Source organism: Amycolatopsis thailandensis, from assembly GCF_042723255.1.
Taxonomy (GTDB): domain Bacteria; phylum Actinomycetota; class Actinomycetes; order Mycobacteriales; family Pseudonocardiaceae; genus Amycolatopsis; species Amycolatopsis thailandensis.
The window spans coordinates 1-8,174 of sequence record NZ_JBHXJK010000230.1 but is presented as its reverse complement, the minus strand read 5'-3'; the positions used below and the strand labels follow the sequence as shown (position 1 = coordinate 8,174).

At 69.2% G+C, this 8,174-nt stretch carries 7 protein-coding genes; 3 read left to right on the top strand and 4 right to left on the bottom strand.

The window, feature by feature from the left end:
- Positions 1-125: 125 nt before the first annotated feature.
- Together ACFWMR_RS41620 and ACFWMR_RS41615 are read right to left on the bottom strand one after the other, a co-directional pair.
- Complete coding sequence (locus ACFWMR_RS41620; protein WP_378382382.1) at positions 126-452, bottom strand: hypothetical protein; 327 nt, start codon at positions 450-452, stop codon at positions 126-128.
- 29 nt (positions 453-481) lie between these two features.
- Entirely contained in the window at positions 482-1,465 is a 984-nt protein-coding gene (locus ACFWMR_RS41615; protein WP_378382381.1) for a hypothetical protein, read from the bottom strand.
- A 106-nt stretch (positions 1,466-1,571) separates the two neighbouring features.
- On the opposite strand from ACFWMR_RS41615, the gene ACFWMR_RS41610 reads away from it, so the two are divergent.
- Positions 1,572-4,205, top strand: coding sequence for a valine--tRNA ligase (locus ACFWMR_RS41610; protein WP_093937541.1), 2,634 nt, complete (start codon positions 1,572-1,574; stop codon positions 4,203-4,205).
- A 60-nt stretch (positions 4,206-4,265) separates the two neighbouring features.
- Here ACFWMR_RS41610 and ACFWMR_RS41605 read toward each other — a convergent pair whose 3' ends face one another.
- Both ACFWMR_RS41605 and ACFWMR_RS41600 read right to left on the bottom strand, forming a co-directional pair.
- Entirely contained in the window at positions 4,266-5,141 is an 876-nt protein-coding gene (locus ACFWMR_RS41605) for an SGNH/GDSL hydrolase family protein (protein WP_378279913.1), read from the bottom strand.
- 110 nt (positions 5,142-5,251) lie between these two features.
- The gene (locus ACFWMR_RS41600) at positions 5,252-5,881 is read right to left on the bottom strand and encodes a class I SAM-dependent methyltransferase (RefSeq protein WP_378382380.1); all 630 of its coding nucleotides are present in this window, start codon (positions 5,879-5,881) and stop codon (positions 5,252-5,254) included.
- Positions 5,882-5,951: 70 nt separating this feature from the next.
- Between ACFWMR_RS41600 and folC the strand changes: the two genes are divergently transcribed.
- Both folC and ACFWMR_RS41590 read left to right on the top strand, forming a co-directional pair.
- Positions 5,952-7,628 carry a bifunctional tetrahydrofolate synthase/dihydrofolate synthase gene (folC, locus tag ACFWMR_RS41595; protein ID WP_093937544.1) on the top strand — a complete coding sequence of 559 codons (1,677 nt, stop codon included), beginning with the start codon at positions 5,952-5,954 and terminating at the stop codon, positions 7,626-7,628.
- Positions 7,625-8,020, top strand: coding sequence for a DUF4233 domain-containing protein (locus tag ACFWMR_RS41590; RefSeq protein ID WP_378382379.1), 396 nt, complete (start codon positions 7,625-7,627; stop codon positions 8,018-8,020). Before folC ends, ACFWMR_RS41590 begins: the two co-directional genes overlap by 4 nt.
- Positions 8,021-8,174: the final 154 nt, after the last annotated feature.

Below are 8,174 nucleotides of genomic sequence, written 5' to 3'. Positions count from 1 at the left end.
CTGTCCCCACGGATCTCAAACAACACAACCCCCGAACAAGTCAGGTGTTGCAACCACCACTAGAACCCAAGAGGAAGGGGGCCTTCATGTACTTCGAACGGTGCGAAGCCCGCGCCGGAGTGGGGTCAGGCGCCCATGTCCAGGCGGGTGATCTGCGATTCGTCCAGCGGGAACCAGGGCGTCTCGTTGACGCCGCGTTCCTGCACCGCGTTCACCGTCACCGCGGCGACGACCAGCACGACCAGGCCGACGATCGCGGCGACCCCGGGCCACCGGCTCGACCCGGGCGAGCGATAGCCGCCACCCGACGCCGTGGCCGCCTTCTGCTCCTTGCGCCGCTTCTTCTTGAGCTCCTTCTTGGCACCCAGCCAGGCGTCGCGTTCGGCGTGCTGCTGCCAGTCCGGATTCATCAGATCCGGATGGGTCTCGATCCGCCGGTCCTCTTCGTCCATCTCGGTCCTCTTCCCCAGGGTTCGGCCGACTACCCGCAGGTGTTCCTCGACGGCAGGGGTTTCGTCGGGTCGTAGGTGCTGGTCTCGTCGACGGGCGGTACGCCGACGACGGGTCTGTCCTTGTCAGCGTACTGGGGCGCGAGGACGCCGGTTTTGATCGCGTCACAGGCCATGCGTGTCTTGTAGCTCGCGCCGTCCCCGAAACCGAGTCCGGCGTCGGCCTGATCGAACGGCGGTGCCTTGCGGAGCACGTAGTCCTGCTCGTCACGGACGAACGGCACGATGTCCGCCGGTGACCTGGCCTCGCTCGGGCGCGCGTCGAAGGCGTAGGCGGTCGCGTAACTCGCGTGGACGATCAGTTCGCCTTCGCGGCCGGGCTTCGCCCTGAGGAAGCCGGTCATCCGCGGGCGAGCCGGCAGCAGGCGGTTCGGCCCGGTGAGGGTCAGGTAATTGCCCTTCTCGACAGAGAGCGGCCCCGTGAGCATCGGTTCGAGCCGGGCGCGTTCGTTCGGGGCCAGCAAGGCGAGCACTTCCGAGCCGTTTCCGTCCTGCAGCGTCCGGGAGCCCAGCTTCGCGGCCGAGATGGCCTCCGCCACCTTGCGATACGCCGCGTCGACCTCCGCCGCGGTGAAACCGCCGATGTCCTGCCCCGGCGGCACGGTGATCCCGGCGATCCCTTCGGCCCAGGCCGAAGCGGGGGTGCGGTCGAACGGCCTGTCGAGGTCGACGCCGGTGCGCACCGGAGCCGCTTTCGGCTGCTGCCCGGCGTCAGTGCCCCGCATCTGCTGCACGACGATCGTGGCGGCCACGAGCACGACCACGGCCGAGACCAGGAACAGGGCGAGGACGCGACCCCGGGTCGTCCGGAAACCCAGGCGGAGACGGCGGCGCGGAGCCTGTTTCCGCCGCCGCTTGAGTTCCTTTTTCGCGCCGAGCCGAGCGTCGCGTTCGGCACGCTTGAGCCATTCCGGATCCATCAGATCCGGATGCGTCTCCATCCGGCTGTCTTCCACGGATTCCCGCCCTCCCCAGTGTGTTACGACAACGATCATCGACGGGGAACGGCGAGCGTTACGGCCGGTGAGCAACTCGGTGGAGGGGGTTCGTAGACTTGACAATGTGACCGAGAACGCCCAGCCGCAGCAGACCGACCTTCCGGGTACCTGGAACCCGGCCGACGAAGAAGCCTCGCTCTACCAGCGTTGGGTAGACGCCGGCTACTTCACGGCCGACCCCACGTCGGACAAGCCGCCGTTCACGGTAGTCATCCCACCCCCGAACGTGACCGGTTCGCTGCACATCGGGCACGCGTTCGAGCACACCCTGATCGACGCCATCACCCGCTACCACCGCATGCTCGGCGACGAGACGCTGTACCTGCCGGGCATGGACCACGCGAGCATCGCGGTCCACGCCCTGGTCGAGAAGCAGCTCCGCGCCGAGGGCACCAGCCGCCGTGAACTGGGCCGCGAGGCATTCGTCGAGCGCGTCTGGCAGTGGAAGAACGAGCACGGCGGCAAGATCCTCGCCCAGATGAAGCGCCTCGGCGAAGGCGTCGACTGGACCCGCGAGCGGTTCACCATGGACGACGGCCTGTCCAAGGCCGTCAACACGATCTTCAAGAAGCTGTTCGACGACGGCCTGATCTACCGCGCCGAGCGGCTGGTCAACTGGTCGCCGGAGCTGCGGTCGGTGCTGTCCGACGCCGAGGTGAAGCACGAAGAGGTCGAGGGCGAACTCGTCTCGATGCGCTACGGCGACGGCGAGAACGCGATCGTCGTGGCCACCACCCGGATGGAGACGATGCTCGGCGACACCGCCGTCGCGGTCCACCCGGACGACGAGCGCTACACGCACCTCATCGGCACCGAGGTCGAGCTGCCGCTGACCGGGCGCAAGATCCCGATCGTCGCGGACAAGCACGTCGACCCGGAGTTCGGCACCGGCGCGGTCAAGGTGACCCCCGCGCACGACCCGAACGACTTCGAGATCGGCCAGCGGCACGACCTGCCGATGATCACGATCATGGACGAGCAGGGCCGGATCGACGGCACCGGCACCGAGTTCGACGGCATGGACCGCTTCGAGGCCCGGGTCGCGGTGCGGGAGAAGCTGCGCGAACAAGGTCGCATCGTCGCGGAAAAGCGTCCGTACCTGCACAGCGTCGGACATTCCGAGCGCTCGAAGGAGCCGATCGAGCCGCGCCTGTCGTTGCAGTGGTTCGTCAAGGTCGGCCCGCTCGCGAAGGCCGCCGGCGACGCGGTGCGCGACGGCCGGGTGGACGTCCACCCGCCGGAGATGGAGAAGCGCTACTTCGACTGGGTCGACAACCTGCACGACTGGTGCATCTCGCGTCAGCTGTGGTGGGGCCACCGCATCCCGGTCTGGTACGGCCCGAACGACGAGGTCGTCTGCGTCGGACCGGACGAGGAACCGCCTTCGGGCGAGGGCTGGACCCAGGACCCGGACGTCCTCGACACCTGGTTCTCCTCGGGCCTGTGGCCGTTCTCCACCCTCGGCTGGCCGGAGAAGACGCCGGACCTGAACAAGTTCTATCCGACGTCGGTGCTGGTCACCGGCTACGACATCCTGTTCTTCTGGGTCGTGCGGATGATGATGTTCGGCCTCTACGCCACCGGCGAAGCGCCGTTCAAGACCATCGCGCTGCACGGCATGGTCCGCGACCAGTTCGGCAAGAAGATGTCGAAGACCGCGGGCAACGGCGTCGACCCCATCGAGTGGATGGACCGCTACGGCACCGACGCGCTGCGGTTCACCCTCACGCGTGGCGCCAACCCGGGCACCGACGTGCCGATCGGCGAGGAGTGGGTCGCGGGTTCCCGGAACTTCACCACGAAGCTCTGGAACGCCACCAAGTTCGCCATGATGAACGGCGCGGACGCGAACGCCCCGCTGCCCGCCGCGGCCGAGCTCACCGAGGCCGACCGCTGGATCCTCGGCAGGCTTGACGGCGTCGTCACCGAGGTCACCGGCTACCTGGCGGACTACCAGTTCGCCAAGGCCACGGACACGCTCTACCAGTTCACCTGGACCGAGCTGTGCGACTGGTACCTGGAGCTGTCGAAGGTCCAGGTCTTCCAGGGCGACGAGGCCCGCGTGACGGCGACGCGCGCGGTGCTGGGGCACGTGTTCGACACCGTGCTGAAGCTGTTGCACCCGTTCATCCCGTTCATCACCGAGAAGCTGTGGACGGCGCTGACCGGCCGCGAGTCGCTGGTGATCGCCCCGTGGCCGGTGGCGGACGGCTCCTACGCCGACGGAGTCGCCGACAAGCGGATCGCGGACGTGCAGAAGCTGGTCACCGAGGTCCGCCGGTTCCGGGCCGACCAGGGCCTCAAGCCCAGCCAGAAGGTGGCCGCGCGGCTGTCCGGCGACGGGTTCGCCGAGATCACCGGGCACGACGAGCCGATCCGCTCGCTGGTCCGGCTCACCCAGCCCGAGGACGGCTTCGCGCCGAGCGCATCGCTCGAGGTCGGGCTGTCGGCCGGTGTCGTCACCGTCGAGCTGGACCTGTCCGGCACGATCGACGTCGCCGCGGAGCGCAAGCGTTTGCAGAAGGATCTCGGCGCGGCGGAGAAGGAACTGGCGCAGGCCGAGGCCAAGCTCGGCAACCAGGCCTTCATCGACAAGGCGCCGGAGCCGGTGATCGGCAAGATCCGGGCCCGCAAGGAGACCGCGGTCGCGGACATCGAGCGCATCAACGCCCGGTTGGCGACGCTTCCCGCCTCCTGACCCATGTCATGAAAGGGTCGTTCAGGACACTCTTCGTCCTGAACGACCCTTTCATGACACTCAGCGGAGGTGACGCAGGATCACTCCGGTCACACCGGCCATCCCCGTGCGATACGGGTGGTAGGCCGCAGCCGCGAGCAGCTTCGTGTGCTGCCCGTTGATCCACGCGGCCCCGTTCGGCGCGCAGGCGTCGTGGCCGGCGGACGGGCCGAACGTGTCCACGAAGGACGAGTTCCCGTCGGCGGCGACGGCCTTCTCGATCGCCGAGTTCAACGCCCTCTCGACGTCGTTCAGCCAGGCGTAGTCACCTTCGGCGAACGGCAGGATCTTCGGGCAGTAGCCGGACTCCGGCGCGATCCGCGGGTAGCCGATGACGAGCACGTCGGCGCGTGGCGAACGGGCGTGGATCCCGGCCAGCACCCGTTCGACGTTCTTGCCGGTTTCGGCGATCTTGGCCTTGATGGTGTCGACGCCGCCGACGGTGAACCTGTCCTGGCACGGGTTCCCGGTGGGATCGCTCGCGCGCAGGGACGGGCAGGTGCCGACGAGCGTGCCGAAGACGCCGTAGTCGTTGCCGCCGATTCCGACCGTCACCAGGTCGGTGTTCGCGCGCAGGGCGCTGAACTGGGGCGGGTTGCTGCCGAGGGTCACGCTCTGCCGCTCCGTCATGTCGCCGGTGTCGGCGCCGCCGCAGCTGATGTCGGTGAAGGACCGGACCCGCAGCGCCGCGGCGAGCATCGACGGGTAGTTCTGCGTGGACTTGCCGCAGAAAAGCGGGACGAGCCGGGGGAGCGGGATGAGTGGCCCGGACGTGTAGGAATCACCCAGCGCGACGTAGTTCCGGTAGGACCGCGTCGCGGCGGTGGCCGCCGTGGTGGAGGCGATCAGCAGGACGACGGTCGATACGGCCGCGAACAGGACGCGTCTGAAGCGCATTGGGACCCCGATCTCCGGACTGCATGGCCTCTCAAAAATGAACCGCATCCGCACCGGTCGGCGCCGCCGCCGATCGGGTGGTCGAGCACTGGTTTCACCCGCTTGGGGTGTCACATCGGGTGGTCGTCCTCCGGTCTGCGGTAGACGAGGAGATAGCGGTAGAAGAGCAGGTTCCGGAGCTTGCTCCCCGGCAGCAGCCGGGCCGCGTCGCGCCGGATCCGGTTCATCGGCGGGAAGGTCTCGACGACGGGCGCCGCGGGCAGCGGATCGACCCCGCCGTTGAGCCGGTCGCCCGCGTAGACGACCACCCTGGCCAGCGCGTTGACCGGCGAGGCCACGAGCGCACGGACGTAGTCGGCGGGCGTACTGGGCCTGCCGAGACCGAGTACGGCCAGCACCCCGCCGGGCACGAGCGCGTCCCGCAGCCTCGTGACCGTGTCGAACGGCACGTGATGGAGCGACGCGAGGCAGGAGATGAAGTCGTACGCCCCCTCCGGCAGCTTCTCGGTGGCGACGTCGGCCCGCCGGTACGAGATCGTGCCGGGGCCCGGCGAACCGGCGGCACCGGCCAGGTCGATCATCGGACCGGACCGGTCGATCGCCTCGACGTGCATCCCGGTCGCCGCGAGCCGCCGGGCGAACCGTCCACTGCCGCAGCCCACGTCCAGCGCCACCCCCGGGCCGGGAGGCAGCTGGTCGAGCAGCAGCGGGTGGTAGTGGTCGTTGTGGTTGAACCCCATGCGTCGAGAGTGCCAGCAAAAGCCGCACGTAGACTCGGTCCGACAGGGAGCAAGGCTAAGAGGAGAGTTCGTGCCGCGTGGTGACGGCCGGGATTCCGAAGATTTCGCGGAATCCCCGGACCTGGCAGATCTGGACAGTTTCGCCGGCGTCGACGAATTGGGGGCACGCGCCCACGATCCGTCCGACGACACCGACCCGGATCTGGACGCACCCGACGCCGCGTACCAGGTGGGCGGTGGCGCCGGCGGCGGGATCGGCGGGATCGGGCAGCTGGGGGACAACCTCGCGCTCGGGCCCGTACCGGACCTCGTCGCCCCGGAGGACGTGGAACTGCACGAACTGGACGATCAGGGCGACGAGCTCGCCCCGAGCGACCCGAACGGGCAGCAGGCGCGCCGCGAACTGCTCGCCGTCGAGGCCGAGCTGAACCAGCGCTGGCCCGAGACCAAGATCGAGCCGTCCCTCGCCAGGATCGCGGCCCTGGTCAACCTCATGGGTGAACCGCACCGCGGCTACCCGGTGCTGCACGTCGCCGGGACCAACGGCAAGGGCTCGACCACCCGGATGATCGACGCGCTGCTGACCCGCATGGGCCTGCGCGTCGGCCGGTACACGAGCCCCCACCTCCAGCTGGTCACCGAGCGGATCGCGCTGGACGGCGTCCCCGTCTCCGCCGCCGCGTACGTCGACCTGTACCGCGACGTCGCGCCGTACGTGACCATGGTCGACAACGCGGGCGGGCCCGACGCGGTGCCGATGAGCAAGTTCGAGGTGCTCACCGGGATGGCTTTCGCCGCCTTCGCCGACGCGCCCGTCGAGGCCGCCGTCGTCGAAACCGGTCTCGGGGGCTCCTGGGACGCCACCAACGTCGTGGACGGTGACGTCGCCGTCATCACGCCGATCGGCGTCGACCACGTCGAGTACTTCGGCGGCGATCCGGCCAAGGCCGCGGTGGAGAAGGCCGGGATCATCAAGCCCGGCAGCGTCGCGGTCATCGCCGAGCAGAGCCCCGAGGTGCAGAAGATCCTGCTGGAACGCGCCGTCGAGGTCGACGCGAGCGTCGCCCGCGCGGGCAGCGAGTTCGGCGTCCTGGAACGCGAGGTCGCCGTCGGCGGGCAGATGCTGAAGCTGCAAGGCCTCGGCGGGGTCTACGACGAGATCTTCCTGCCCCTGCACGGCGCGCACCAGGCGGCCAACGCCGCGCTCGCGCTGGCCGCCGTCGAAGCATTCTTCGGCGCGGGCAAGGACAAGCAGCTGGTCGTCGAAGCCGTCCGCGAGGCCTTCGCCGAGGTGGAGACCCCGGGCAGGCTGGAGCGCGTCCGCGCCGCACCGACAGTGCTGCTCGACGCGGCCCACAACCCGCACGGCGCGAAGGCGCTCGCCACCACCGTCGCCGAGGAGTTCGCCTTCCGGCGCCTCGCCGCCGTGGTCGGCGTGATGGCCGAGAAGGACGCGCGGGGCATCCTGGACGCCCTCGAACCCGTCGTCACCGAGATCGTCGTCACCAAGAACTCGTCCCCGCGCGCGATGCCGCTCGACGAACTCAACGACATCGCCATCTCGATCTTCGGCGAAGACCGCGTCGTGGCCGAGCCCAGCCTGGACGCCGCGATCGAGACCGCCATCGGCCTCGTCGAGCAGAGCGACGACCCCGAGGAGCCCCTCGCGGGCGGAGGCGTGCTGGTCACCGGCTCGGTCGTCACCGCGGGCGAGGCCAGGACCCTGTTCGGTAAGGAGCCGGCGTGACCGACGAGACCCCGAAGCCGCCCGCCAAGGACCCGATGAAGTCCTTCCGCGGCGTGATGGCCGGTTCCCTGATCATGGAGGGCATCACCGTCGCGCTCGCGCTGCCGGTGGTGGCGAAACTCGGCGGCGGGGTCGGCTCGCTCACCGGCTGGTCGGTGATCGTGATCGCGGTCGCGCTGATCGTGCTGTGCGGTTTCCTGAAGAAGCCGTGGGCGGTGCCGGCGGTGCTCGCCCTGCAGGTCGCGCTGATCGCGTTCTTCGTCGCGCTGCCCGCCGTGGCGATCCTCGGGGTGATCTTCCTCGGGATCTGGCTGTGGCTGCTGTGGCTGCGGCGCGATGTGGCGCGGCGGATGGCGGCCGGGACCCTGCCGAGCCAGCAGCAACCTCAATAGGCCTGTCTTCGGACGTTGCGAAAGCCACTTTCGCAACGCCGCCGACCCACCAGACCGCGCCGACCCCCTTGACCGATGCGGTACCTGCGCTTACCCGTCTGATGGACACGACGGGCCACTTGCATGGGGCGGGCGGAGGGGAGGGGGGCTTAAG

Excerpts from the sequence above, each read along its gene's own strand:
- ACFWMR_RS41620 (WP_378382382.1), bottom strand. The coding sequence starts at position 452 with ATGGACGAAGAGGACCGGCGGATCGAGACCCATCCGGATCTGATGAAT.
- ACFWMR_RS41605 (WP_378279913.1), bottom strand. The coding sequence starts at position 5,141 with ATGCGCTTCAGACGCGTCCTGTTCGCGGCCGTATCGACCGTCGTCCTG.
- ACFWMR_RS41600 (WP_378382380.1), bottom strand. The coding sequence starts at position 5,881 with ATGGGGTTCAACCACAACGACCACTACCACCCGCTGCTGCTCGACCAG.